21 protein-coding genes and 2 riboswitches are annotated in these 25527 nt (G+C 46.1%); of the genes, 8 read left to right on the forward strand and 13 right to left on the reverse strand.

The genetic code is table 11. The features are described 5' to 3' along the window. Nucleotides 1-28 precede the first annotated feature (28 nt). From LEPBO_RS37905 to LEPBO_RS43645, 3 genes are read right to left on the reverse strand one after another with little or no spacing between them, the layout of a single operon-like run. Nucleotides 29-2608 (reverse strand): ATP-binding protein, encoded by a 2580-nt coding sequence (locus LEPBO_RS37905; RefSeq protein WP_017289746.1) that lies wholly within the window; start codon nt 2606-2608, stop codon nt 29-31. Beyond that, nucleotides 2557-3843: a histidine kinase dimerization/phospho-acceptor domain-containing protein gene (locus tag LEPBO_RS45090; RefSeq protein WP_202806923.1), complete on the reverse strand. Its 1287-nt coding sequence runs from the start codon at nt 3841-3843 to the stop codon at nt 2557-2559. The genes LEPBO_RS37905 and LEPBO_RS45090 overlap by 52 nt, the downstream gene beginning before the upstream one ends. Then, nucleotides 3840-6653 (reverse strand): ATP-binding protein, encoded by a 2814-nt coding sequence (locus LEPBO_RS43645; protein WP_017289747.1) that lies wholly within the window; start codon nt 6651-6653, stop codon nt 3840-3842. The genes LEPBO_RS45090 and LEPBO_RS43645 overlap by 4 nt, the downstream gene beginning before the upstream one ends. A gap of 193 nt (nt 6654-6846) precedes the next feature. On the opposite strand from LEPBO_RS43645, the gene glnT reads away from it, so the two are divergent. After that, nucleotides 6847-8205, forward strand: a complete 1359-nt coding sequence (gene glnT / locus LEPBO_RS0122040) for a type III glutamate--ammonia ligase (protein WP_017289748.1) — start codon at nt 6847-6849, stop codon at nt 8203-8205. A 271-nt stretch (nt 8206-8476) separates the two neighbouring features. Here the strand turns inward: glnT and LEPBO_RS0122045 are convergent, their stop codons facing one another. After that, complete coding sequence (locus LEPBO_RS0122045) at nt 8477-9340, reverse strand: ABC transporter permease (protein WP_036044799.1); 864 nt, start codon at nt 9338-9340, stop codon at nt 8477-8479. Between the two features lie 212 nt (nt 9341-9552). Between LEPBO_RS0122045 and LEPBO_RS0122050 the strand changes: the two genes are divergently transcribed. The 5 genes from LEPBO_RS0122050 to uca all read left to right on the forward strand — a co-directional run bounded on the left by LEPBO_RS0122050 (nt 9553) and on the right by uca (nt 17202). Next, nucleotides 9553-10371, forward strand: a complete 819-nt coding sequence (locus LEPBO_RS0122050; protein WP_017289750.1) for an ABC transporter ATP-binding protein — start codon at nt 9553-9555, stop codon at nt 10369-10371. Between the two features lie 120 nt (nt 10372-10491). Then, a riboswitch (guanidine-I (ykkC/yxkD leader) is annotated at nt 10492-10597 on the forward strand. A 98-nt stretch (nt 10598-10695) separates the two neighbouring features. After that, nucleotides 10696-11691, forward strand: a complete 996-nt coding sequence (locus tag LEPBO_RS0122055; RefSeq protein ID WP_017289751.1) for an ABC transporter substrate-binding protein — start codon at nt 10696-10698, stop codon at nt 11689-11691. Nucleotides 11692-11916: 225 nt separating this feature from the next. Next, a riboswitch (guanidine-I (ykkC/yxkD leader) is annotated at nt 11917-12039 on the forward strand. Between the two features lie 65 nt (nt 12040-12104). Next, on the forward strand, nt 12105-12800 hold the full coding sequence (locus tag LEPBO_RS0122060; protein WP_017289752.1) for an urea amidolyase associated protein UAAP1: 696 nt from the start codon (nt 12105-12107) through the stop codon (nt 12798-12800). An 18-nt stretch (nt 12801-12818) separates the two neighbouring features. After that, the gene (locus tag LEPBO_RS0122065) at nt 12819-13457 is read left to right on the forward strand and encodes an urea amidolyase associated protein UAAP2 (protein ID WP_017289753.1); all 639 of its coding nucleotides are present in this window, start codon (nt 12819-12821) and stop codon (nt 13455-13457) included. A 148-nt stretch (nt 13458-13605) separates the two neighbouring features. Beyond that, nucleotides 13606-17202, forward strand: coding sequence for an urea carboxylase (uca, locus tag LEPBO_RS0122070; protein WP_017289754.1), 3597 nt, complete (start codon nt 13606-13608; stop codon nt 17200-17202). A gap of 49 nt (nt 17203-17251) precedes the next feature. Here uca and LEPBO_RS0122075 read toward each other — a convergent pair whose 3' ends face one another. After that, the gene (locus LEPBO_RS0122075; protein WP_239741205.1) at nt 17252-17584 is read right to left on the reverse strand and encodes a DoxX family protein; all 333 of its coding nucleotides are present in this window, start codon (nt 17582-17584) and stop codon (nt 17252-17254) included. Nucleotides 17585-17842: 258 nt separating this feature from the next. Between LEPBO_RS0122075 and LEPBO_RS0122080 the strand changes: the two genes are divergently transcribed. Beyond that, nucleotides 17843-18082: a hypothetical protein gene (locus LEPBO_RS0122080; RefSeq protein WP_017289756.1), complete on the forward strand. Its 240-nt coding sequence runs from the start codon at nt 17843-17845 to the stop codon at nt 18080-18082. 45 nt (nt 18083-18127) lie between these two features. After that, a complete protein-coding gene (locus LEPBO_RS40250) occupies nt 18128-18634 on the forward strand; it encodes a hypothetical protein (RefSeq protein ID WP_017289757.1) in 507 nt (168 codons plus the stop codon). Between the two features lie 11 nt (nt 18635-18645). Here LEPBO_RS40250 and LEPBO_RS0122090 read toward each other — a convergent pair whose 3' ends face one another. From LEPBO_RS0122090 to LEPBO_RS0122125, 8 genes are all read right to left on the reverse strand, one after another. Beyond that, complete coding sequence (locus LEPBO_RS0122090; RefSeq protein ID WP_017289758.1) at nt 18646-19197, reverse strand: hypothetical protein; 552 nt, start codon at nt 19195-19197, stop codon at nt 18646-18648. Nucleotides 19198-19453: 256 nt separating this feature from the next. Next, nucleotides 19454-20959 carry a DASH family cryptochrome gene (locus LEPBO_RS0122095; RefSeq protein ID WP_017289759.1) on the reverse strand — a complete coding sequence of 502 codons (1506 nt, stop codon included), beginning with the start codon at nt 20957-20959 and terminating at the stop codon, nt 19454-19456. A gap of 93 nt (nt 20960-21052) precedes the next feature. Continuing rightward, entirely contained in the window at nt 21053-21352 is a 300-nt protein-coding gene (locus LEPBO_RS0122100; RefSeq protein ID WP_017289760.1) for a YggT family protein, read from the reverse strand. 102 nt (nt 21353-21454) lie between these two features. Beyond that, nucleotides 21455-21784, reverse strand: a complete 330-nt coding sequence (locus LEPBO_RS0122105) for a hypothetical protein (RefSeq protein ID WP_017289761.1) — start codon at nt 21782-21784, stop codon at nt 21455-21457. A 40-nt stretch (nt 21785-21824) separates the two neighbouring features. After that, on the reverse strand, nt 21825-22475 hold the full coding sequence (gene upp / locus LEPBO_RS0122110) for a uracil phosphoribosyltransferase (protein WP_017289762.1): 651 nt from the start codon (nt 22473-22475) through the stop codon (nt 21825-21827). A gap of 301 nt (nt 22476-22776) precedes the next feature. Beyond that, nucleotides 22777-23172 carry a type II toxin-antitoxin system VapC family toxin gene (vapC, locus tag LEPBO_RS0122115; RefSeq protein WP_017289763.1) on the reverse strand — a complete coding sequence of 132 codons (396 nt, stop codon included), beginning with the start codon at nt 23170-23172 and terminating at the stop codon, nt 22777-22779. Next, the gene (locus tag LEPBO_RS0122120) at nt 23169-23369 is read right to left on the reverse strand and encodes a type II toxin-antitoxin system VapB family antitoxin (protein ID WP_017289764.1); all 201 of its coding nucleotides are present in this window, start codon (nt 23367-23369) and stop codon (nt 23169-23171) included. Before LEPBO_RS0122120 ends, vapC begins: the two co-directional genes overlap by 4 nt. Nucleotides 23370-23438: 69 nt before the next feature. Beyond that, nucleotides 23439-25307 carry an NACHT domain-containing protein gene (locus LEPBO_RS0122125; protein ID WP_199323850.1) on the reverse strand — a complete coding sequence of 623 codons (1869 nt, stop codon included), beginning with the start codon at nt 25305-25307 and terminating at the stop codon, nt 23439-23441. Nucleotides 25308-25527: the final 220 nt, after the last annotated feature.

The raw sequence follows: 25527 nt of genomic DNA on the forward strand, positions 1-25527 counted from the left end.
ACTCCCCACTCCCCACCTCCGAAAGTCTCTATTTTTTCGTCAATGCCGCGATCGCATCTATCAATTCCTCAGATTCCAACGGTTTCGCGAGATGCTTTTGAAATCCAGCGGCGATCGCTTGTTTTTGATTCAACTCTCCTGCATAAGCAGTGAGCGCGATCGCACGAATTTCTCCGCCTTGGTCTGGCGGTAACGCTCGGACTTGCTGCATCAGCATGTAACCATCCATTTCCGGCATTCCGATATCACTGACGAGAATATCGAAACGCGATTGTGCCAATGCCTGTAATGCTTCGCACGCTGAAGGGACAGACACTACGATCGCTCCAGCTTCTTCGAGCAAAAATTCCACAAGCCCAAGCGCATCGGAATCATCATCGACGACTAAAATTTTGAGATCCTTCAAGCTAGCGGATGAATCAGCCGATTGTGCTTCAGATTGAAGCTCGGCTGCTGTTGACAAGCGAGGTAATCGCACCATAAATGTTGTTCCTTGCCCTTCACCTGGGCTTTCTACTGCAACAGTTCCACCATGCAGTTCAGTTAGATATCGAACGATCGCGAGTCCCAATCCTAACCCGCCAAACTGACGAGTGGTTGCGCCATCTTCTTGACGGAAATAGTCAAATACATGCGGTAAAAACTCAGGAGCAATACCCTTTCCTGTGTCGTGTACAGTCATTTGAATTTGATGATCAATTGCGGTCAAATGAATCTGCACCTGCCCTCCAGTAGGCGTAAATTTCACGGCATTTGAGAGCAAATTCCAGACAATCTGCTGTAAACGAGTCGCATCTCCTGCAACATCGTTGACCTCAGACTCAAAAACGGTTTCAATCTCAATCGATTTCGCTTCAGCCGCTAACCGAACCGTCTCGATCGCGGCTCGAATCACCGTTGCTAAATTCACCGTGCTTACATTGAGGTTGATCTTGCCCTGCAAAATTCGAGAGACATCGAGTAGATCCGCAATCAGATCCGATTGAAGTTTGGCATTGCGCTCGATCGTAGCTAACGCATAAGCCGTTTTCTCTGCATCTAACCTGCCTGTTTGCAAGAGCCTCGACCAGCCTAAGATCGGATTCAAGGGAGATCGTAATTCATGCGAGAGCACCGCGAGAAATTCATCTTTAATCCGATTCGCTTGTTCGGCTTTCTCACGGGCAACTTGCTCAAGCTGAAGAATATGAGCTTGCTCGGCTTCAAGCTGTTTGCGTTGGCTAATATCGCGATAAAAAATTCCTAACCCTTCTTCAAATGGATAAGCGTTCACTTCTAACCAAACATCGTGGCTCGGCGGTTCATAGTAGTGATGTTCAAAGTGCGCTGCTGTCTGTTGCGCGATCGCTCGACGGTATTGCGTTTCAATTTCGGTTCCGATCGCCGCAGGCCATTCTTCCCAAAGTGTTTTACCGATGACTTCAGAGCGAGGTTTATTGTTAATGCGTTCGGCAGTAGCATTTTGATAAATAATTTTCCAGTGATGGTCTAAAGCCACAAATGCATCACTCATACTTTCTAGAAGCTGATCGATCCGTCTTAGAGCAGTTTCGGCTTGTTGTTTTGCCGTTTCACTCGCGGCTCGTAAGGTTTGCTCTCGTTGGAGTGCTTCTTGTCGAAGTTTCGAGAGTTTGAGGGTGGCTTCGACTCTCGCTAATAGCTCACGTGCAGAAAAAGGCTTCGTCAGATAATCATCGGCTCCGGCGGCTAAGCCTTCGACTCTGGCTTCTTCTCCTGCACGGGCAGAGAGGAGAATGATGGGAATCTCTCGGGTTTGCGGGCTGTCTCGCAGGGCACTTAAGACCCCAAATCCATCGAGTTGGGGCATCATCACATCTGTGAGAATGAGATCTGGAGTGCGATCGCAAACCGCATCCAACACGGCTAAACCATCCGAAACGGCTTTGACTTCATACTGTTGGGCGAGAAGACGTTTGACATAATCCCGCATATCCGCATTATCATCGGCAAGTAGAACGTAAGCCTGAGGACTCGAAGACTGCATCACCGGATTCAAGTCCAGTGGGGTAGCAACGGAACTTGAGTCTGGTAGCCATCGTAGCGCTTCTTCGACATAAGAGCTTGCACCCGTTGCGCTGGTCGTACGAGTTTCGCTAATTTGTTCAACCGGAAGATGAGCGGTTCCGGTTGGAATGGCGATCGTAAAACAAGTTCCTTCTCCTTCCTGGCTGATGACCTCGATCGTGCCTTGGTGCAGTTTGACTAATTCTTGAACTAAAGAAAGTCCAATTCCTGATCCTTCAAAGCTTCGTCCTTGTGACGCTTTCACCCGATGGAACCGCTCAAACAGATGCGGAATTTCTGCTGCGGGAATGCCAACTCCGGTGTCTCGAACGATCAGTTGAACCTGGTCTATCCGCCAGCACAACTGCACAGTAATCTTGCCTTCAAAGGTAAATTTGAAGGCATTCGAGAGAAGATTCAGAACAATCTTTTCCCACATCTCATGATCGACATACACCGCTTCTGGAAGTGCAGGACAATCGACCACGAACTGGAGATTGGCACGCTCGATCGCAGATCGAAAGACACTCGCTAAATCTGTTGTGTAGCTTGCCAGATCAGTTGGTTCATAAACGGCTTGCACTCGTCCGGCTTCATTCGGGAAAAGTCTAGCAGAGTGTTCACTAGCTTTAGCAAGCGCATTCCGTTGCGTTGAACGATCTCGATGCGCTCTCGCTGGGTCGGAGGAAGGGGATGAATCGGATCGCTGAGTGCCTCTTCAGTGGGGCTTAACATTAGCGTCAGAGGCGTGCGAAATTCGTGGCTGATATTGTTAAAGAAGACGGTTTTTGCTCGATCGAGTTCTGCAAGGGTTTCGGCGCGTTTACGTTCTTCTTCATACGCCTGAGCATTGGCAATGCTTGCTGCGATCTGACCTGTAACTAGATCAAGAAAGCCTTGATAGTTATCATCTAGCAATCGGAACGGATTGAGACCTGCGACTAAAATGCCAGCTTGTCCTGTGTCTCCTGAGGCGACGATCGGCATAACAATGGCTTGATGAGGGGGATGCTGCCATGCGCCTTTGGGAAGCTCAGCGGTGAGGTTTGTAATGATTGCGGATGTTTGCGATCGCACAACCTCACTCAACTGCCAAATCGAATCTTGGTCGAATCCGACCGCTTCAAGCGCCAGCGGATGATCACGCTCGATTCCCGCTGTGCCGGATAAGATCACTTGCTGCTGTTCAACATCAATCAGATAAATCAAAGCAAACGGCAGATCATAAGGATTTGCAGCTAAACACTGGGCACTGAAAGTACAAGCCTCATCGAACGTCCGAGCATCCGCAGTTTTAGCCGCAAGGACACGTAACAATGCTAACTGTCGCTCTCCAATCACTTGCTGCGTATTGTCAGTATTGGCGCAAATAATCCCGCCTGTTCCGCCTTGATCATCCGGGATAGGACTATATGAAAACGTGTAGTAAGTTTCTTCGGGATACCCGTTGCGCTCCATGATCAGCAGCAGCGATTCATCATAGGTCGCTTCGTTTCTCAGCATGACTGAAGCCGTTCGCGGCTCGACCTCATCCCAAATTTCACGCCACACAACCGAGGTCGGCTGTCCTAACATTTCTGGATGTTTGCCGCCGAGAATCGCTCGATACGCGTCGTTATAGAGGTAGGTTAAGTTGGTTCCCCAGGCAATCCACATTGGTTGACGCGAGGTCAGCATAATTCGCACCGCTGTTTTTAAGCTTTGCTGCCATTGTTCTGGCTCACCGAGCGGAGCCTTTGACCAATCGAGTTCTCGAATGCGTCTGCCCATTTCGCCACCGCCTTGGAGAAAGCTTGCTGTGCTCGGTTCAGGTTTCATGCTTGGCTCCTTGATAATGTGGCGATCGCACGAATCAATTCTTCTGGCTCGATGGGTTTGGCAAGATGCTGCTGAAATCCGGCTTCAAGCGCTTGCTGCTGGTTAAACTCTCCTGCATAGGCAGAAACTGCGATCGCGGGAATTTCTCCTCCCCATTTCGATGTTCTAGCACGAATCTGTCGAATTAACAGGTAGCCATCCATCTCAGGCATCCCTAAGTCACTGACGATGACATTGGGCAAGGTCTGATCGAGTACCTGTAAGGCGGCGAGTCCAGATGGCACGGCAATGACTGTTGCACCATTTTGTTCAAGTAAGAAAGCTTGATATTCGCGAGTATCGAGATCATCGTCGATGAGTAAAACTGTTACATGGTTTAACTCTCCTTCTTGCGCTGCATCCGGGCAATGCGGCTCAAGCGCGCTCTTGCTCAATTGCGCTTGCAAATTCATCGGCAGTTTTACAATAAATGTCGCGCCGTGATTGACTCCCTGACTTTCTGCCTGGACGGTTCCGCCATGCATTTCGATGATGCGCTGTACGATCGCGAGTCCCAGTCCTAATCCGCCAAATTTGCGAGTCGTTGAGCCATCTTCTTGCTGAAAGGAGTCAAAGATCCGAGGCAAAAAATTAGGCTGAATGCCTTTACCTGTGTCGATGACCTGAATTTCAGCCCGGTGATCGCTAGACCTTAATGTGACTGTCACAGTTCCGCCGTCTGGCGTGAACTTGACGGCATTGGTGAGCAAATTGCAGATAGCTTGCTGTAATCGAACTGGATCAGCCGATACGGGAGCCGTCGGATTAAAAGTGAGCGTTAACTGAATGTTTTTTGCGGCAGCGGCGAGACGTACTGTCTCAACGGCGGCAGAAATGATCTGAGTCAAATCAACAATCGTAGGATTTAACAGCAGCTTGCCTTGAATAATTCGGGAGATATCGAGTAAATCTTCGATCAGTCGAGATTGCAGCTTGGCATTGCGCTCGATCGTGGCTAAAGCTCCTCGCTGTTGATTGGCATCGAGTTTGCCCGATTGTAGCAATTTGATCCAGCCTAAAATCGGATTCAGTGGCGTTCTCAGTTCGTGAGAGAGAACCGCGAGAAATTCATCTTTGATCTGATTTGCTTGATCGGCTGCTTCTCGTGCAGCTTCGCGCTCTGTTTCGATTCGCCTGCGCTCGGTCACATCCTGAAATAGCACTGCAACTTTGTTGCTTTCAGCAGGTTCAAGCCGGAATGCATAGATATCAAACCAACGATTCATCGCAGCCGAGTGATCCTGAAATCGCGTCGGTTCGCCTGTCCGCAGCACTTGCGCATAGATATCAAACCAGAATGTTTCAATCTCAGGAATTAGCTCACGAATTGTTTTGCCAACGGCTTGTGTCAGTCCCGTTTGCTGTTCAAAAGCTGGATTGACTTCAACAAGGCGATAATCAATTGCTATGTCCTTCTCAAACACGAGTTCAATTACACAGAAGCCTTCATCGATCGATTCAAACAAGGTTTGATATCGTTTCTCAGAGTGTTGGAGTGCTGCTTGAGCTTGGATCTGCTCGGTTACGTTTCTAAAGTAAACGGTAATGCCTGGCCTGGCTGGATAGGCACGAACTTCGTACCATCGATTGTGGTCGGGATAAAATGCGGTTGTTGCGCCGACAACTTGATCGTGCATTGCACCGCGATAAATTCGCTCAAACTCAGTTCCGATCAAGCCTGGATATTCTGTCCACAGGTTCTTGCTGACCGAAGCGTTGCTCGATCGCTCAAGCATTGCTTCAGCCGATTTGTTCATGTAAGTAAACTGCCATTGGGCATTCAGTGCAAAGAACCCATCGGTAATACTTTCTAGAATGTTACGACTCTGTTCTTCACTGTCTTGCAGTGCGATCGCGGCTTGTTTACGATCGCTAATATCGGTGAATAAAATGGCAAACTGTGGATAGGTATCGATTGGGAAAGCACTGACTTCAAACCATCGATTCATAGCCTGAGAGCCACTCTCAAAGCGTTCAGGTTTCCTCGTCTGTACAACTCTACTATAGGTTTCGAACCAAAACTCTTCTAAATTAGGGACTAATTCTCGTGCTGTTTTTCCGATTGCACCTTTCAGCCCTGTCATCGATTCAAAAATAGAATTGGCTTCTAGGAATCGATAGTCTTGCGGATTTCCTTGTTCGTCAAACATCATTTCACAAAGGCAGAATCCTTGATTCATCGACTCAAACAAGGTGCGATATTTTGTCTCAGATTGTCGGAGGGCTGCTTCTGCGCGTGCCCGTTCAACGGCTGCCCAAGTTCGCTCTGCGGTTTCTTCGATCTGTCTTGCTTCCAGCTTTGTCCATTGTCGCGGAGTCGATTGATGCACAATGAGCAAGGCGACTAATTGACCGTTCTTGATCAAAGGCGTATCACAATAGGCGGCAATGTCGATCGCTTTGAACTTTGCTTTCTCACGCTCTGTCAGGCGCTTACTGTGCTGAATATCTGAGACAATCACTTGTTGCCCCATTCTGTAGTCTTTGATCAAGTCTCGACCATATTCTTCTGTACTAAATACTCCGCTCAGTTCTGCTACGCCGTTTGTGTAGCTCCGGTAGATGCTCACTTGTTGATGATTCAGTAAAATTTCAGCATAAGCAACACGGCTTGCCCCTAACGACTCGCCTAGCACATGCGCTGCTGTTGACTGAATTGCTTCCGCATCTGTCAGTGGACGTAATGCATCATTCAGTACGATACAAAAGGCATCAATCTGATTTCCTATCAGGATGTCTTCAGTGCCTGTTGCTTTCTCATCCTGAGCCACGCTCTATTCTCCCAATTTTCCCTCTGATGAACGGCTTAGTAAGCGTAGGGTTGACTAGCAGAAAAGATAAAACAATCGCGTATCGCTAGACACTATCTTTAGATAGAATTTTGCTTAACCTGAACAAGTGCCAATCAGCAATTAAATCTGCGTCTGATACGGTAAAGTCCAGTCTTAATAACTATCTCAATCTATGACCCATCAGCTTAATCCGGATTTGCAGCAGTTCAAAACGATGCTCAAAGACCAAGGTGTGAAATATGCGATCGCGAGCTTTGTTGATATTCATGGCATGTGCAAAGCGAAAATGGTTCCTCTGTCGCATTTTGACCAAATGATGCAAGGGTCAGAGCTATTTACGGGGGCTGCTTTGGATGGCGTTCCTCAAGAGGTCAGTGATGAAGAAGTCGCAACAATGCCTGATCTTGCCAGTGCAACGATTTTGCCGTGGAATTCAGAGATGGTTTGGCTTGCGAGTGATTTGTATTTGCGGGGTCAACCGTTTGAGGCGTGCTGTCGCAGCATTCTTAAATCTGTGTTGCAGCAAGCAGCAGAAATGGGGTTTCAGTTTAATCTGGGGATTGAAACTGAGTTTTTTATTCTCAAAGATCAGGATGGGCAAGCGGTTCCAATCAGCGATCGCGATACGCTAGCAAAGCCTTGCTATGACTTGCAAGGACTGCTCGATAACTATGCTTGGGTAGATGAGATTGTGCAAGCGATGAATCATCTCGGTTGGGATGTGTATTCGTTTGATCACGAAGATGGCAATGGTCAGTTTGAAACGGATTTCACTTATACGGATGCGCTGACGATGTCCGATCGCTTGATCTTTTTCCGCTTGATGGTGAAGGAAATTGCGCGGAAGCATGGTTACTTTGCAACGTTTATGCCCAAGCCGTTTGCGAATCGTACAGGAAGCGGCGCGCATTACAATATGTCGCTTGCAGATTTGAAAACTGGGGAGAATTTGTTTGTCGATCGAGCAGATCCGCGTCGTTGCGGTTTGTCGAAATTGGGCTATCAGTTTATTGCAGGTGTGCTTCGTCATGCGCCTGCGATTTGTGCGGTGATTGCTCCGACTGTGAATAGCTACAAGCGGTTGATCGCACGAGGAAGTATGTCTGGGTTTACTTGGGCACCTGTGTATATTTGCTATGGCAACAACAATCGCACGAATATGTTGCGCATTCCACTAGCAGGTGGACGAGTTGAATGTCGGGCGGCTGATATTTCCTGCAATCCCTACTTGGGTGCAGCGATGATTTTAGCAGCAGGGTTAGAAGGGATTCGAGAAGGACTCGACCCCGGTGAACCGCATACTGAGAATATGTATACCTACACGACAGCAGAACTAGCAGAAATGGGGATTAAGATGCTTCCTCGAACTTTAGGAGAAGCGATCGAAGCGTTTGCTGCTGACCCGTTGAGCGAATCGGTAATGGGTTCGTTAATGTATCAAACCTATGTTGATTTCAAAACTCAAGAATGGTTTGAGTATCACAATCATGTTTCAGATTGGGAAGTTCAGCGCTATATGAAGTTCTTCTAGCTCCCCATTTTTTACAATCAATCTGACTAACTCTAGGCGAAACCTGAGGGGGGAATTTCGCCTAGTCTAAGAGGATGTTTGATAGAGAGTATGAAAAGACTCTGCGCTCTCGTTGCTATCCTACCCCGGAGTGAATTCGGGGCTAGTACTAAACTGGACTAACCAGAGGCTTGAGCGATGCAGTCCTTTCAAAGGGCTTCGCACAGTTAGCCCTGGAATTCCATTTCGGGGCGGGTGAGTGCGTCTCAACGATTACTTTTCAAATACTCTACTAGTGCCGCGTCTGATCCGCCCAAGGTGTGAGCACTGCCGACATCCATTTCAGACCGTAATCGATCGCAAGTCCAATCAAACCAATCAGCAAAATGCAGAACAACACTTTCTCAGTTTGCAAATAGCGTTGGGCTTGAATAATTCTGAAGCCTATGCCAGTTTGAGCCGCGACTAGTTCAGCAATCACGAGATAGTTCCAAGCTCCCGAAATATTCACTCGCAGCGTATCTAACACACTCGGAAATGTCGCCGGAACAATCACCCGAAACAACACATCTCGCCGTGTCGCACCTAACGTATAAGCAACATTGATCATCTCACTGGGAATGAACTTTACTGCATCCGCAATCATAATCGCGTTATAAAGCACGACGCCCAACGTAATGATTAGAATCTTAGACTCCTCACCCAAGCCTAACCAAATCACAATCAGCGGCACAAAAGCAGTCACAGGCATGTAGCGCACGGTTCCGACAAAAGGAGCGAACAGGCTCTCCATGCTGTAGAACGTTCCCATAGCAATGCCCATTGGTACACCAATTAATGCTGCCACAACAAATCCTGCTAGCACTCGCCCACAACTGGTCAGTACATCTGAGATCAGATCATTGTTGATGAACATTTCAATCCCAGACTGCACAACGGCAGTTGGTGTGGGCAAAAACATCGGTGGAACGACTTGAGCATAGCTAATCAGCGACCAGAGCAAGAGTGGAACTGCCAGCGAGATCATCACAATCAGTGCCGACAATCGACGCGGAAATCCTTGACGGATACTCCAAAACACGGAGGGTTTTAGATACTTATATTGTCGATCGACAGATTGAGGCGAACTAAGACTTGCATCAGTCACGGGATTCATCCTTTGAGTGCAGATTAAAACGTCATCGATCAATGACATGGGTTCAGTCTAGAGAGAGAGTTGACTGCGTTTTTGTATTGACAACTACATCTCTTGCATTTGCGACAAAATTCCAAATTTTCTAAGTTCTCGTATCTTATGTATCTGAATTAACATTTTTAAGTTCTGAGATCGACTTAACTAATACTTTGTCTCCTTCTGCACGCAACACTATGCTCAACACCCGATCTCAAGCACTACAGCAGCGATCTGAACTTGAGATCGCATCTGAACTCTCAACTGCCAAGCTTGAAGTCCGTAGCCTGTCTAAGTCATTTAACTTGCAAACTGGCTCAATGACTGTGCTAGAAGACATCAATCTTCAGCTTTTTCCAAGAGAATTTGTTTGCTTAGTCGGTGCATCAGGATGCGGCAAATCGACCTTACTCAACATTGTGGCAGGACTCACGCCTCCCTCCTCTGGAAGTGTCTTAGTCGATGGGCATAAAGTCACTGGGCCGGGTTCCGATCGCGGCATGGTCTTTCAGAATTACACCCTTTATCCCTGGCTGACTGTCTCTCAAAATATTGCCTTTGGTCTGAATCTGCGCAAGATGCCCAAAGCAGAACAGCGCGATCGCATCAATTACTATCTCGATGTTGTTGGCTTAACGCAGTTCGCGAAATCTTACCCAAAACAGCTTTCTGGTGGGATGAAGCAGCGAGTCGCGATCGCTCGTGCTTTAGCCAATGAACCTGCTGTTTTGCTCATGGACGAACCCTTTGGCGCACTCGATGCTCAGACCAAAGAACAGATGCAGCAATTTTTGCTCGAACTCTGGGAGCAAACTCACGTCACGGTTTTAATGATTACCCATGATGTCGAAGAAGCAATTTTTCTGTCGCAGCGCGTGTATGTGATGAGTGCTCGTCCTGGACGGATGAAACTAGAAATTCCAGTTGGACTACCTGAACATCGCGACTTAGACATGAAGCTTTCGTCTGAATTTGTCGCGATCAAACGGCAGATTCTCCACTCACTGCGCGAGTAGTAAAATCTTCAGAGCGACAGAATTGTGATTTTGAATACTTTATTTCTACTGCTACGTGCTAGAAGTAAGTTAGCTTTAGCAATTTGGAGCGCGCGATCGATTCAATCATATCGCCGAAAAATTTATCGCTTCTAGGGTTCCGATTCAGCACGAATGTCTGGTCCAAGAGAAGCAAACTGTTTCGGATTTCCGAGCAGTCACACGGAAGGATAAAAGCCTGGGAGAGACGATGAACAGCAATGGTGCTGTTGCGCCTCTTTCAGGCTTTTTAAGTGGTGCATTTCCTGTTTTGCATTGATTTCACACTCTAGAAGGAAGTTTTAGATGTTCAGATCTCGTTTTGTCAAACTTTTCGCATTTGCATTCATTGCTCTATTTTGGACGATCGCTTGCTCTCCCCAGGCTTCAAACAATACAGCGAACAATACACCTCAACTCTCTGTTTCGACGAATCCATGGTCTGGGTATTCAGGTCATCATGTTACGGTGAAGAAAGGGTTTTACCAGGAAGCAGGACTCCAGGTTGAGGATACTTTGTTTCAGTCAAACACCGAGCAAATTACTGCTTTTCTATCTGGGAAGACGGATGTGGCTTGGTTGACCGCAGGCGATGTCATGCAAATGGCAGGGAAAGATCCGAATGTGAAAATTATCTTTCTCGTTGACTATTCAAACGGATCTGATGGCATTTTGGGACGCGGGATTAAGTCTCCAGCAGAGTTGAAAGGGAAAACAGTAGCGCGTGAAGATGTGTTGTTTGAAAAAGTGTTGCTGCGGGCGTATCTCGAAAAAGGCGGTTTGACGGAAAAAGATATCACCATTAGAGATCTACCTGCGCCTGATGCGGCAACTGCGTTTAGTGCGAAGCGAGTCGATGCTGCTGTGACCTATGAACCCTTTTTGACGAAGGCAGCCAAAGAAGGGGGCGGAGAGATTATTTTTAGTACGAAAGGAACGAATCTGATTGCAGATGTGATTGTGACCCGTGCGAATCTGATTGCTAGTCGCAGAGACGATTTAATCAAGTTTCTCAAAGCTGCCGATCGAGGAATTAAGTTACTGAAATCGGGTGATCCGGATGCGATCGCTGCTGCTGCGAGCCGACTAGGAATTAAGCCTGAAGAGTTGAAAGAACAGCTTGCAGGAATTACCTTGTTCGATATTGAAGGCAATAAAACGATTGGATTTAATCCTGAGAATCCGAATAACGCCATTAAGAGCTTTGAACTGATGGCGAAAGGGGCTTATGATTTCAAAGCCGTGCCACAGCCGCTTGATGTGAAGTCGCTGTACGATGATTCGATTGTGAAGTCGCTGTAGTTTGGAGCGAGCCTGTTTGAGTTCTAAGTGCTCAAAAGAGTAGGGGATAGGAAGTAGGGGCTGGGGAATATTTCCTTGTTAGCTCTCTACTCCCCGCTCCCCACTCCTAGAAGAGAGAAGTACTTTTTAATACTGCTCTATTCCGTACATTTGAGAGGATTTACTTCATTGCTTGACTTGTGCTACAAGTTTTAGCAGCATCAAACAGGTTTCAAGCTTACAGTACAAATTTGCTTCTAGGGTTCCGGTTCAATGTTGAGTTGAATGGCTGGTCCAAGAGAAGCCGCTTTTCTAGAGTTGAGAACATCTTCTAGATAAGTTACACGGAGGGATAAAAGCCCGGGAGAGCCAACCAGCAGACTAATCTTGCTGACGGCTTCCTGGGCTTTTGTAGTTGCAATGAGGAACTGAGAATGACGATCGATTCTGCACACATCACCTATGAAGAAACGATTCCAGGCGGTGCCTACTGGTCACGAGTGATTCGGCGCAATGACACATTGCGGATTCTAGCTCCAGAAGGTTCGAGTGGCGTAGCGCTCTTGTGCTATAACGCGGACAATCCGATCGAGCGATACAATGCAGCGGATACCGCGAAAATTCAGTTCAATGCTTTCTTAAAGAAAGGCATGGTCATTTATTCAGACATGGGACGAATTTTGTTCTCGATCGTTGAAGATACCTGCGGTTACCATGACACTCTCGGCGGATGTAGTAACCTCGCAACCAATGCAAAGTATGGCGAAGGCGACTACAAAAATTCGCGAGACAACTTTCTGCTTGCCCTGACGAAGCGTGATCTGGGCAAAAAAGATATCATGCCGAACTTAAATCTCTTTACCCGCATTGCAGTAGAGCCAAATGGCAATCTAGTTTGGGCAAACAAAACGGCTCAACCCGGACAATACATTGATCTCAGAGCCGAGATGAATGTGCTGGTTGTCCTCTCGAATTGCCCGCATCCGCTTGATCCAAATCCAGCGTATGACCCGAAACCGATTCAAGCAACTGTCTGGAGTTCACCTGCTCCCACTGCGGATGATCTGTGCCGAACTGCGAACCCAGAAGCCAAGCGTGGCTTCCAAAATACTGATGCCGTTTTCGCGTAATGTAGGAGCCTTTCAGTGATGACTTCAACGATTAGTACTCAACTCGATCCCAAGCTCGCAATCTACGATCAAGTTCTTCCATCTCGCAAACCTTGGGCGAAAGTAATCAAAAAAGGACAAACCCTGCGGATTGTAGATTTAGGTGGAAATCAAGCGGTTGATTTTCTGGTCTATAATGCCGATGATACGAGCGAACGTTACAGCGCTCCAGATACCATTCGCGCCCAAGGAAATATTTTTATTACCACTGGAACAAAGCTCTACTCGAACGATGGCAATGTTCTGATGACTGTTCTCAACGATACCTGTGGTCGGCATGATACGTCGGGTGGAGCTTGTAGTTGTGAAAGTAACTCTGTGCGCTTTGGATTAGATAAAAAATGGCAACATGCTTGCGTAGAAAACTTTCTTTATGCCTTGAAAGACTACGGCATGGGCAAGCGAGACATGACGAGCAATATCAACTTTTTCATGAATGTTCCAGTCAGTGAAGATGGAACGCTAGAAATTGTGGATGGCATTTCTGATCCTGGTAGCATCGTTGATCTACGTGCAGAAATGAATGCCCTAGTGGTGATCTCAAATTGCCCTCAAATGAATAATCCGTGTAACGGCTACAATCCAACTCCGATTCAACTCATTGTGTGGGATAGCTAGTGATCGGGCAGATTTGCTATGAAGGGTAGGGGAATAGGGGAATAGGGGAAACACTAGAAATGATTCTTGCTCCCCACTCCCCACCTCCCCAATATGACTAACTCCTAGAGCCACAATTTCTATCCCCCTTACCCTACAAGTGCCTTTTATGTTTCAAAAAATTCTGATCGCCAATCGCGGAGAGATTGCTTGCCGGATTATTCGGACGCTCGATCGCTTAAATATTGCTTCAGTTGCCGTCTATTCGGAAGCAGATCAATATGCTCGGCATGTCGCGATCGCAACTGAAGCCGTGGCGATTGGTTCTGCATCCGCAGCAGATAGCTATCTGAGATGGGATCGAATTCTCGAAGCAGCAAAACAAACAGGCGCAGAAGCAATTCACCCAGGCTATGGCTTTTTGAGCGAAAATGCTGAATTTGCAGAAGCTTGTGCAGCAGTAGGAATTGTCTTTATTGGGCCGACTCCTGCACAGATGCGAAGCTTTGGGCTGAAGCATACTGCACGTGAACTTGCGGCTCAGAATCAAGTGCCTTTGCTTCCGGGTACTTCGCTTCTCGAAAATGTTGAACAAGCACAAGCTGAAGCTGAGAAAATTGGCTACCCAGTCATGCTCAAAAGCACGGCAGGAGGAGGGGGAATTGGATTACAGCTTTGCCACAGTCAAGATCAACTGGCGGAATTGTTTCAAACGGTACAACGCCTCAGTCAAAACAACTTTAAGCAAAGCGGAATTTATCTAGAACGCTATGTCCAAAAAGCGCGACATATTGAGGTACAAATTTTTGGCGATGGGCAAGGGCAAGTGATTGCACTCGGCGATCGCGATTGTTCAGTGCAACGTCGTAATCAGAAAGTCATCGAAGAAACACCCTGTCCTGGAATTAGTGACGCTCTTCGCCAACAGCTATATGAAGCAGCATTGCGGCTCACAAAAGCGATCGATTATCAATCCGCTGGAACCGTTGAGTTTGTCTTTGATGTCGATCGACAAGAGTTTTACTTTCTTGAAGTCAATACTCGTCTGCAAGTCGAACATGGCGTGACTGAAGAAGTGACAGGCGTTGATCTGGTTGAATGGATGATTCGGCTCGCAGCAGGCGATCGCAGTTTTCTAGAAAATTACCAACCGCAAACAGAAGGACATTCGATTCAGGTGCGTCTCTATGCTGAAGATCCAGGTAAAAACTTTCAGCCGAGTTCTGGGATCTTAACTGAAGTCAAATTTCCAGAAACCGTTCGATGTGATACTTGGATCGATCGCGGGACAGAAATTACTCCCTACTATGATCCGTTAATTGCAAAACTGATTACTCATGCAGAATCGCGAGAAAGCGCGATCGCTCAACTCAAATCCGCATTAGATCAATCTACTGTTGCAGGCATTGAGACAAATCTCGACTTTTTGCGCCAAATTCTAGCAAGTTCAACCTTTGCCGCAGCAGATCTCAGTACTCGGTTTCTCGATTCGTTTGAGTACTTGCCCAACTCGATCGAAGTTCTACAACCCGGAACCTTTAGCACAATTCAAGATTATCCGGGTCGCATGGGCTATTGGAATGTTGGTGTTCCTCCTTCGGGACCGATGGATCATCTTGCTTTTCGCTTAGCCAATCGGTTAGTTGGAAATTCTGAATCTTGTGCTGCACTAGAACTTACTGTTACAGGGCCTACCTTACGATTCAACTGTAATACTGTCATTTGCTTAACAGGTGCGCCAATGCGCGCAGAGCTAGATGGGGTTGCGATTCCGTTTTGGTCGGCGATTCCAGTTGCAGCAGGAAATACTCTGAAACTGAGTACGATCGAGGGAGCAGGGACACGTACCTATCTTGCGGTACAGAACGGATTTGATGTTCCAGATTATCTCGGCAGTAAATCAACTTTTACGTTAGGTAAATTTGGCGGGCACTGCGGCAGAGTTCTGCGAATTGGAGATATTCTCAAACTGAATGTACCGGATGAGCCTGCTCGTTGCCATTCGCTACCAACCGAGCTTATCCCGACTTACACTCACAACTGGGAAATCGGAGTGCTTTATGGGCCTCATGGTGCGCCGGATTTCTTTACTGATGATGATATTGAAATGCTCTTTTCAACCGACTGGGAAGTGCATTACAACTCTGCTCGAACCGGAGTGAGATTGATCGGCCCGAAACCCCAATGGGCGCGTCAGGATGGCGGTGAAGCGGGATTGCATCCGTCGAATATTCATGACAATGCTTATGCGATCGGGACAATTGACTTCACGGGAGACATGCCGATTATTCTCGGCCCCGATGGGCCTAGCCTCGGCGGGTTTGTCTGTCCAGCAACGATCGTTCAAGCTGAACTTTGGAAAATGGGACAGCTTAAACCGGGTGATAAAGTTCGTTTCAAACGTTTATCGCTTGCAGAAGCAATTCAAAAAGAACAGGTTCAAGATCAAGAAATTAATACCTTAAAACCGCAAAAAGTTGACCCTGTTCACTCATCAGAGCCAGACAGTGCGATTCTGCATGAAATTTCCGGATCTGCTGAGAAAATTGCGGTGAAGTATCGCAGGTCAGGAGATAAGTATCTACTCGTCGAATATGGCCCGCTTGTGCTCGATCTCAATCTACGGTTTCATGTTCATGCGTTGATGAACTGGTTACTCGATCATCCTCAACTCGGAATTTTAGATCTGACACCTGGAATTCGATCGCTACAAATTCACTACGATAATCGTGTTTTACCTCTACAAACATTACTGTCTATATTGATTGCCGCAGAGGGTGAGCTTCCTTCGATCGATGAAATGGAAGTCCCAACTCGGATTGTTTATCTGCCGCTCTCTTGGGATGACGACTCGACCCAACTCGCGATCGAGAAATATGTCCGATCTGTCAATCCTCATGCTCCTTGGTGTCCGAGTAACATCGAATTTATCCGGCGCATCAATGGCTTAGATACGATCGAGCAAGTTCGCGAGATTGTATTTAACGCAAGCTATTTAGTCATGGGCTTAGGTGATGTTTACTTAGGTGCTCCAGTTGCTACGCCGATTGATCCTCGACATCGGCTCGTGACTACAAAGTACAATCCTGCTCGAACTTGGACACCCGAGAATGCTGTTGGAATTGGTGGAGCCTATCTCTGTGTCTATGGCATGGAAGGACCTGGAGGCTATCAATTTGTGGGGCGAACCATCCAAATGTGGAATACCTTCCACGAAACCACAGAATTTGAGCCAGGTAAACCTTGGCTGCTGCGCTTCTTTGATCAAATTCGCTTCTATCCAGTTTCGCCTGCTGAACTCTTACAATTCCGGCAAGACTTTATTCATGGCAGAGTTCACCTCAGAATCGAAGAGGAAACCTTCAATCTCAAGCAGTACAATGAGTTTCTCCAATCGATTGCTACTGAAACGACTCAATTTAAATCGATTCAGCAAGCTGCTTTTGAGGCAGAACGCGATCGCTGGGCAGCAAATCCTCTTTTGAATCAAGTTGTTGAGGATGAAGACGTTGCGATCGCAGAACAAACATTTGAGCTACCTCCCGATAGCGAAGCTGTCATTGCCCAAGTTCCAGCAAATGTCTGGCAGATTGTTGTTGAGAAAGATGCGATCGTTAAAGTGGGCGATCGCTTAGTCATTCTCGAATCGATGAAAATGGAGATTGCCATTACTGCGCCTGTGGATGGCGTTGTATCTGAAATCTTCTGCACTGAAGGGCAGATGGTATCCGTTGGGCAAATGCTTTGTGTGATTACATCCGGTTGATCAACCTGCACAATTCAGACGCAATCTGATAAGAGCAACTCGCACTGGATTACTGCTTGAGTAATGATGCGCCAGGTTGTTCTTCTGGATCACGGGTATACCAATATGCCCAAGCTAGTAAAACGGCTTGCAGGGGCAGTCTTGCCCAGTATAAAAATTGGCTGTGAGGAATGCCATCGATTTGAATATCGTGCACTGCCAAGTAGATGTTAGCGGGAAACACAGCAATAAATAGGGAAATTAAACCCCAAGCGGCAGCAACAGAGAGCCAAGGAATCAGTAAACCAATGCCACCTAAAATTTCAAAAAAGCCGCTGACATACACTGAAGGAAAAGCAGGAAATACAGGAGGGACAATGCGAGCGTATTGTTCTGCGCTCACAAAATGTGTGATACCTATAATAATCAGAGAAACAGCGAGGATGCCTCGAAGGATCTCTTTACGCCGAATTGGTTTAATGTTCATACTTTAAAGCAAGAGAGAAGTACGCGGACATCATAGTCGAGCGTTTAGAGCGATCGCGTCTGCCTAGAGATAGCGCGATCGCTGTTCTAGAGTCTCAAATGAGGTAGAAATTGCTGAGCAGGGCGACTTGTCAGAAGACTTTGCATATCTCCCCAATTGTGCTCGTGTACAAGAATGTACACCTATGAATTTGGAGAATTGATGATGCTTTATGAGTCTTTCGAGCGCTTGGCTTTCGCGATCGCGCTTTTAGGAGTTGTGATGTTACATGCAGCCTCTGTTCGAGCTAATGAGCGAACCTCTAATGCTGCTCAAGAACGGAAAGATAGCTCAGTTATATTGAGCAATGGCTCGGTCAGTTTGAATCCGCAACCGGAACCCCCTGGAAGCAGAGGAGGAGGTTCAAATGATTAATTCGCTACAATGTTGTTCTAGCTCTCAAATCAGTCTGCTCTGTGTATGAAATTTCGGGTTGTGCGAATCAGCGCTGTCATCTTGATGCTCAGCAGTTGCGCTGGACAAAACGGGCTGATTCCACAAACTCGGTGTAAAACCGCAGTCGCGATCGCGACCCAAACCTGGACAGTAAATTACTACATCAATAAAACCAGTGGCGGTTTGAACACGCAACGAATTCAAACCTTTCAGAGCAACACGATTACCAATCTGAACGGTGAGAAGCCTGTTGATGCAGTTTCCGTTGATGATAACGGGGTAGGGTGGGGTGCAATTCCTCCACGCCCGACTGCTGATGAAGTTGATCAGCGTCGTGATATTCAGGAACGTAATGATCCGCCTCAATTACAGCGATCGGTGACGTATCAATTGCAATGTGAGAATGGAACACTTTCAACGGATGCACTCACCTATCGAGAAGCAGCGAGAGCAATTCGATCAGGGCAGGATGTGAGAGCTAGCTACATCGGAAATCGCCTGATGAAGATTGAATCTCGTGATTCTCGTTAACTTAAATGGATTCAATCAGGTTGAGTAGGAGCGGACTGATTAGGATTGGGTGTGTTATTTGGCGGCTGATTGTTGCCTTGACACATAAAAAAGCCTAAAGCGATTAAAAGACCAATCACTCCAAGTACAACTTTATAGGGTGGTGTTTGAGGCTGAGATGTCGGTGTTACTCTTTGAATTGAGGTCGATGGCTCCGATTTCTCCACAGAGGTCGGGGTTGTTGCTTTTCTATTCCTTCTTACCTCTGAAGGTGCTCCTACCCAAACTGCGGAACGTTCGCCCTTTTGATTAACGCAATAGACTGCCTGATCGTCCCACAGGGGGTTTTCGGTCTGAGTTGAGATATCGACCCATGTGGGTGTAACGCGTGGGGGAAAAATAGAAGCTGATCTTCCATGAAGGACATCATTAATATCGAAAGGTGGATGGAGCACCGGAGGAACATAACTCGTTTCTCCTAAGTTCTGATTGATTTCAGATCGCTCTCGTTGCAAATCTTCAATCTGCTTATCGATCGCTTGTCTTCTCGAACGTAGGTACGAATTCCAATCAAAGTATTTCATATCTCTCTGCCCCTGATCATTGTTGAGAGACTTATTACCTTCAGAGTATCAGACTCCTCAATGGCTGAAAGACTGTCGTAATGAAATGAAAGATCGAGAATTGATAGCGAATACGAAAATACTGAAGCTAGCAGAGCGGTAGATAAATGGACTACACCTATGAAGCAGATTAGCAAAACTCAATCGTAGCAAACATGGTAGCGTAGGGGTATAGCCCCCTACCTTCCTCTAGTTCAGGCATCAGATTTACTATTTTCTACCTTCGGCTTTTCGCTCGCTTCGGAGTCGATCGCTCAACTGCCGCATTATAAATGCTCTCATTCGCTTGAGCCGACTTAAACAAATCGACGATCGGGCGCGGATAGTCTACTCCAATGCGTACCTGAAATCGCTGCTGCTCAACGGGTAGTAACTTCCAAGGCTCATGTACCTTCGCTGCCGGAACATCCTTCAATGCAGGCAGCCAATGTTTCACATAAGACCCATCTGGATCGTAGTCCTTTGACTGCTTGATGATGTTAAAAAACCGAAATCCCCGCGCATCATTTCCCACGCCTGCGTTATAGTTCCAATTTCCCCAGTTACTACATACGTCATAGTCAATCAAAATTGATTCAAACCATTCAGCGCCCCACTGCCAATTGATACCCAGATTCTTGGTTAGAAAACTAGCAACATTCTGCCGTCCCCGATTCGACATAAATCCAGTTGTAGCAATCTCTTGCATGTTGGCATCAATGAGTGGAAATCCAGTGTTCCCAGTTCGCCAAAGTTCAAAGCGATCGACATCATCTTTCCACGGAATCGAGACTCCCAGTAAGCCCGATTGATAAAAAATCTGATTGCCATGCTTCGCGCAGATAAATCGGAAAAAGTCCCGCCACAACAGTTCAAAAATTAACCAGTACGTTGAATCATTGCGAACGCGCTGAGATTCATAGTCCTGAACTTGCGAATAGATGTAACGCGGGGACAGACAGCCTAATGCTAACCAAGCTGAGAATTTTGACGAATAATCCACTCCTAGCATTCCATTACGCGTCTCTTTGTAAGCCTTTAAAGCATCTTGCTTCCAAAAATATTCTGCTAACCGAGCTTTCCCTGCCGTTTCTCCACCCTGGTAAGGAATCATCCCTCTAGGGTCACGTTGAGGCGGTTCTAGTCCTAACTCTTCTAAAGTTGGAATTTCACCTCGATCGATATCGGGCAATTCTGCTAATCGTTCAGGCGTGGGAAACATTTCATTGACAGTCGCAGACTTCTCAACGCCTTTGCGAAAGTTCGTGAATAGCTCTGGAATTTCCCCGATTGCAAACGGCAAATCATCGGGATGATAAAGCGTCATTCCCCAAAATGCTTGTATCGAAGTCTCGATCGCTTTTAATGCTTCTCTGAGGTTGTCTTCAACCTGTGTCTCTTCTGAAGTAACTTCGTGATAGTAATAAACGGACTCTACTGCTAATGCTTTGGCGATCGCGGGAATCATTTCTTCTGCTTTTCCCTGCCGAATGAGCAAATCACTCCCCAGCGATCGTAAATTCTGCCGCAAATCGGCGACGCTCTCTAACAAAAACTGCGCCCGAAATGCTCCAGTTTTCGGAAATCCGTAAGGAGTTGTACCAAACTGCCTCGGTTCAAAACAGTAAACGGGAATCACCGTTGCCCCTGAACGAATCGCTTTCATCAACGGTTCATGATCATGCACCCGTAAATCATTGCGATACCACATAATAATCCGCTTCTCTGCCACGATCGATTCCATAACGCTTCACGCTCGATCGTAACGTTTTTTAACAAAAAAGCTCAGCGATCGCCAATTTGGCGATCGCTGAGCAATTCCCTACGAATTAAAGTTCTAGCTAACGAAAACAGGAATACCAGCGAGCACTTGACTCAACAATCCGGGAATGAGTTGCATCGCAAATTGCAGCGCGAAGATTGCCAGAATTGCGGAAAAATCGATTCCACCCAGTGGCGGAATAATTCGACGAAAGATATTCAAATACGGATCGGTCAACTGGCTCAAAATTGCGAACGGTTGGCTATACCAATCGATCGTCGGGAACCAACTGAGCAAAATTCTGATAATCAACAGTGCAAAGTAGATTCCTAAAAACTGTTGAATCGTCGTGATCAAGAGAATAGCTGGATTCATAGCCTTTTCGGTTCCTCTGAATGTAGGGATGGGTGATTCACATTGAGAATAGTTTAAGCGATTTTTTTGCGACTTGTACTCTTGCTCGCAGTACATCCTGCCTTAATCTTCTCGCATCGATCCTTCTCGATCTTGCTCGATTGCGCGTCCATTGACGTTTCCCAACTGCTGACGCACATCATCGATCGCATCATTCAACTGTGCGATTTTATCTTCCAAACTGCGTCGAGCCAATTCGATATTCTGTTCAGCCGATGCCCGCATCCGCCGCTTCGATTTGACTCTCGCATCTGCCAATTCAGGCTTTGTGCCGTCTTCTCCTTCTTCTGCCAAGCGTTGCGAAGTCAGTGCTGCACCAATAATGCCGCCTACCACGCCGCCCACGATCGCGCCGAGGACAAATCCACCGGAAAAATTATCTTGCTGACTCATGGTTGGTCGTCTCTGAACATCTCTCTTATTGTATCGACCTTTACGTTCCGAAAATACGATCGCCCGCATCCCCCAATCCTGGGACGATAAATCCGCGATCGTTCAACGTTTCGTCAATTCCTGCTGTATAAATCGTCAAACTCGGATAAGCCGTTCCCAATTTTTGCAGCGCTGGCGGAGCGGCAACGACTGCCACGATTCGGACAAGTGCAGGATCGATTCCCCGCTTGGTCAATTCTTCCATTGCGCATACCGAACTGCCACCAGTTGCCAACATTGGGTCAACGATCAAAACGCGCGTTTCAGGATTGAATTGATCCGGCAGTTTATTCAAGTAGCAACTTGCTTCTAGGGTTTCTTCGTTGCGGACAAGTCCTAAATGATAAATCGAGGCTAAAGGCAAAAGCGCCTGTGCGCCATCGAGCAATCCGAGTCCCGCCCGCAAGATCGGTACGACGACGACCGGAACTTCTGGGTTGATAAAGGTGGCAGGACAGGGTGCAAGCGGAGTCTCGATCGTCATGTCTGTCGTGGGCAACCATTCCCGAATTGCTTCATAGGTCAACCAGCGCCCTAATTCTGTAATGGCACTGCGGAAGAGTGCTGAAGGCGTAGAAGCGTCACGAGCAACGCCAAGCCAATGCTTAATTAACGGATGGGGGGGAACGTATACACGCAGTTGCAGAGTCATAAATCGCTCATCAGAATTGAATCTGAACCATCATACTCCTTCTGCTCTAATATTTTCGGTTATTTTAATCAGCGGAAAATCATCGGATCGCAACAAGTTATTGAAATAAATTCTCATCTGTATTGACAAGAGTTTTCAATAAGTCTTATAGTAATTTTCAGTGTTCTCCTCTCTAGAGGATCGGCAGATGGACGTAGAAAACGATGGATTTTTTACGTCCGCTTTTTTTGAAAATTACGATCGAGACTTCAAACACTCAAATTTTTAGATCAAAGCGTTTTGCGATCGCTCAAGTGAGCCATTATTCTAAAAGCTGGATCGGTAAGTAAGTTTGGAAGCTTCTAAAGTCTTGGTCTGTTGTAAAAATAGAATCGTTACGGCGATAAGCAGCAGCACAGATCAGAAAGTCTGTATTCGATCCTTGAATTCCATTGCGGCGACAAGTATTAAAGAATTCAGCAGCGATTTCGTAGTCGTCTTGCACTAGGGTTAAGTCTGGAAACGCTCGAAGATAGTCCCGTAGCCTTGTAAATTGTTCGGCTGTGCGAATTCCGGAGAGAATTTCTTGGCGAATGGCTCCGAGAATGCTGATCTCATCTTCAGCAATGAGAGTGCGAAGTCGATCGACAATTTCAGAATTAGGCGTATTGCGACGCAAAGCCAGCGACCAAATTGAGGTATCTACGATCACGCTCATGAAATTTGGCGTTGCGCTTTGTAGTCGTAGGTTTCGTCGTAATCGATCGTTCCAAATAGATCGATAATTTTGCGACGTTGCCGACGCTGAATATATTCGCGCAAAGCTGTTTCGATGACGGATTCTAGGTTTTGCTGTTCATCGAGTGCCAGTGCTTCTCGAATCAGGGCTTCATCCAAATCAAGCGAGTGAGTCATTGTGAGCAGCGATGTTGTGACTTCTCTATTTTATATTTTATCTGTGTTTCAAGGCTTAGATTCAGATGATTAGAGTTTTTGAATTTCAGCGATCGGTAACAACAGAGCATCTTCAATTTTTTGTCGCACTTTAGGATTGATGCAGACATCACGATTCAAACAGCGGGCAAGTATCAGATTTGCATCGTAGTAATGCTTCAAAGATTGTTTCTGCTCGTCACTAAACTGTTGAAACTGAAAATCCGCTTCTATTAGATACTGATTAATCTCATCTCGTAGTTCTTGAGTACTTGGAATTAATTTTTTATTGAACCAATGTTGAAGATCTTTTTCAGATATAGAAGATAAACGATTTTGTAATTTGTCTACTTTACTGTGCAGGTTCTCATCTTGAGTTCGACTTTGAATATCAGCAAGGATGAGAGCGAGGCTACTGTAAGCATCGCGAATAGAATTCACTATATCTCCATTCTCAATACTACGAGCAAAGTTAAGATCAATGTGAAACTTCTCTTCGACTGTACTATCAAGAACACACGCAAGTTCAAAATGGATAACGAAAACAGTTTCTAGAACAATAGCTAAGACAAGTCCATAAAGGAGTGCCCGGCCAGCAGCAGCATTACAGTTAAACTCATTCTTGTCTAAATAGTATTGTTTACTTATCCATAGTAAAAGTTGCTGAAGCTGCTCATCTCCTAGCAAAAGACTATCAATCTTTTGTTTCATAATTACTGCTAAATCTTCGCTGTTTGGTCTCAAATCTACGACTAACAAAAAGACCTCGTGCCATCGTTTATCTGTAATGTGCTCTACCAATTCTTTATAACTTTCTTGATGCACTATTTCTCTAGCCGTGAAGTATTCATGAAAAGTTAAATGTGAAAAAGAATAGCGTTCTCTTGCTCGTTCTACAAATAATCCATGCTGAGCTTCAATTGACTTCAATACTGCTTCACTATCTAACTCTAATTCCTGCGCGTCTGTACTCGCTCCCGGCAAATTCTCAATAAATTCGCGAATCTGTCTTTCTAAATCTTTCTGCTTAAAAAAGTAGTCTCCAGTTTTAAAAGTACGATATGCAATTTGGCTCAACAAATCTTCTTTGCGCTTCAAAGAGAGCTTCTTATAGATTTGATCGCGCTCAATATTGCGCTTAACATCCCACTTTTTCAGGAGTACATCTACGCTGTTCTGATAAAGTTCTGAGCGATTTGCTGGAAAATCGCCCGAATCTTCAAATACAAGACACAAAAGCATTAGCAAGAGTGGACTGGTGGCAAGTTCTTGGATTGGGGGATGTGCTTTTAACAGTTGGAGAAAGCGTTCTCTCTTTATCTCATCTTCTCGACTGCGAAACCACTTTCTAGCAAAATCGGCAATTTGATCATTATCAAAATCAGTCACCTCGACTTCTGTAAATTGCTCAAACGTATATTCACAAGCAGCAATTCGACAGGTCATAACAAATTGATTGCGATAGTAGCGCTCTGAAAACTTGTGAATCTGTCGTAGAACATGAGAAATATCAGTTTCCCGAACTTCATCCAAACCATCGAGAAGAATTAGCGCATTTCCACGATCGAGCAATTCTCGAATTGCTTCTGTCTCATCACATTCGAGATACAAACCAATATATTCAATTAGATCAGGACGTTCTTTAGACTCAGCAAACTCTTTCAAGGTAATAAAAATTGGGACTTGCTGCGGTTGAAACCTTCCACTGATACACTGGATTGCCAAATGTTTAAGAAACGTAGTTTTGCCTGCCCCAGGCTTTCCTAAAATCATTAGTGTGCTATGTTTCTCAACTGCTTTTAACCCCAGAATTGGTTTGCCTTTCACTGCTACCAAGTTAAACCTTTCTATGTTCTCTGCTGAGCCAGTTTGCAACAGTTCTGATGGCTCTAACCCTCTGTTTCCAGTAATTTTCTCCAAGATGTTGACGCTAGTGTAAATGTCATCCAAGCCGATCGGTTGCGACATATCCAATACGCGCATCGTGCCGCAGCGTTTTTGCAAATGTGGTCTGATGCGATCGCGAAACTTCTGCACCAAATCCATCGAAGCGTCGATCTTCACATCTGGAGATTGAGCAGCAATTCCCGCAATTTCTTCCCAATTCAAGTCAAGCTTCTCGCAAAGTTTGACGAAAATC

Origin of the sequence: Leptolyngbya boryana PCC 6306, assembly GCF_000353285.1 — a bacterium.
In the GTDB taxonomy this organism is placed as follows: Bacteria; Cyanobacteriota; Cyanobacteriia; order Leptolyngbyales; family Leptolyngbyaceae; genus Leptolyngbya; species Leptolyngbya boryana.